The sequence below is a fragment of the Vibrio sp. Isolate34 genome, from assembly GCF_022397915.1.
In the GTDB taxonomy this organism is placed as follows: Bacteria; Pseudomonadota; Gammaproteobacteria; order Enterobacterales; family Vibrionaceae; genus Vibrio.
Genome location: NZ_JAKEUO010000049.1, coordinates 1 through 1037, shown reverse-complemented (window position 1 = coordinate 1037; position 1037 = coordinate 1). Strand labels below are relative to the sequence as shown.

Here is a 1037-nt window from a genome sequence, read left to right as displayed (position 1 = left end):
CTCTTGAAGTCCTTCAAGACCATTGTCGAGATATGCTTTGACCCATTTATTGACGCTTACTCTGCTAACTTTAAGGTACTTAGCTATTTGAGTGCGACTTTTACCGTCAACAAAATGAGAAACGGATAAATAACGCATTCTAAGCCGAGCATTGGATGTGGAATTAATCAGACTCGGAAAATCATGCTTCATAAGGACTCCTTTTAAGAGTCCATATTAGATCACAAAATTAACGGAATTGGTATTATGAAGTATTTCGACGCCAGAAAGCAAAAAGGCTCTAGCATTTCTGCTAGAGCCTTAAATATGGCAGGGGTGGAGAGATTCGAACTCCCAACACGCGGATTTGGAATCCGCTGCTCTGCCAATTGGAGCTACACCCCTAAAACTTTATCTTACTTCAGATTCGAAAAAACCTCACACTAAGTGAGGTTATCGAATAAGTGGCGGAGTGGACGGGACTCGAACCCGCGACCCCCGGCGTGACAGGCCGGTATTCTAACCAACTGAACTACCACTCCGCAGTGGACTACTTGTCGTCGCTGACAAGTCGTTCATAACACTTTTTGTCTTTACTTTTAAAAAGTGAAAATAAATTTGTAGCCTGGCGATGTCCTACTCTCACATGGGGAAGCCCCACACTACCATCGGCGCTATTGTGTTTCACTTCTGAGTTCGGCATGGAATCAGGTGGGTCCACAATGCTATGGTCGCCAAGCAAATTTTGCTTTTACTTTCAGCTTTTAAAAGCTGAAGGCAAAATAATCTGGAAAGCTGCTTCTCTATTTAATAGAGCTATAAAAGTTTCTCTTCAAACTCATTCAAGGTCTCTCTTTGAGTCCACAAAACCCCTTGGGTGTTGTATGGTTAAGCCTCACGGGCAATTAGTACAGGTTAGCTCAATGCCTCGCAGCACTTACACACCCTGCCTATCAACGTTCTAGTCTTGAACAACCCTTTAGGACGCTTAAAGCGTCAGGGAAAACTCATCTCAGGGCTCGCTTCCCGCTTAGATGCTTTCAGCGGTTATCGATTCC

The 1037-nt window shown here is 44.0% G+C and carries 1 protein-coding gene, 2 tRNA genes and 2 rRNA genes; all 5 read right to left on the bottom strand.

Features of this window, described 5'->3' with window-relative positions:
- Positions 1–192, bottom strand: a 192-nt coding sequence (locus L1D22_RS22085) for a helix-turn-helix domain-containing protein (RefSeq protein WP_239830001.1), incomplete at its 3' end; no start/stop codon positions are given.
- Between the two features lie 115 nt (positions 193–307).
- Positions 308–384 (bottom strand) — tRNA-Trp (locus L1D22_RS22080).
- A gap of 60 nt (positions 385–444) precedes the next feature.
- A tRNA-Asp gene (locus L1D22_RS22075) sits at positions 445–521 on the bottom strand.
- Positions 522–602: 81 nt separating this feature from the next.
- Positions 603–718, bottom strand: a 5S ribosomal RNA gene (rrf, locus tag L1D22_RS22070).
- 145 nt (positions 719–863) lie between these two features.
- Positions 864–1037, bottom strand: a 23S ribosomal RNA gene (locus L1D22_RS22065); the annotation flags it as partial.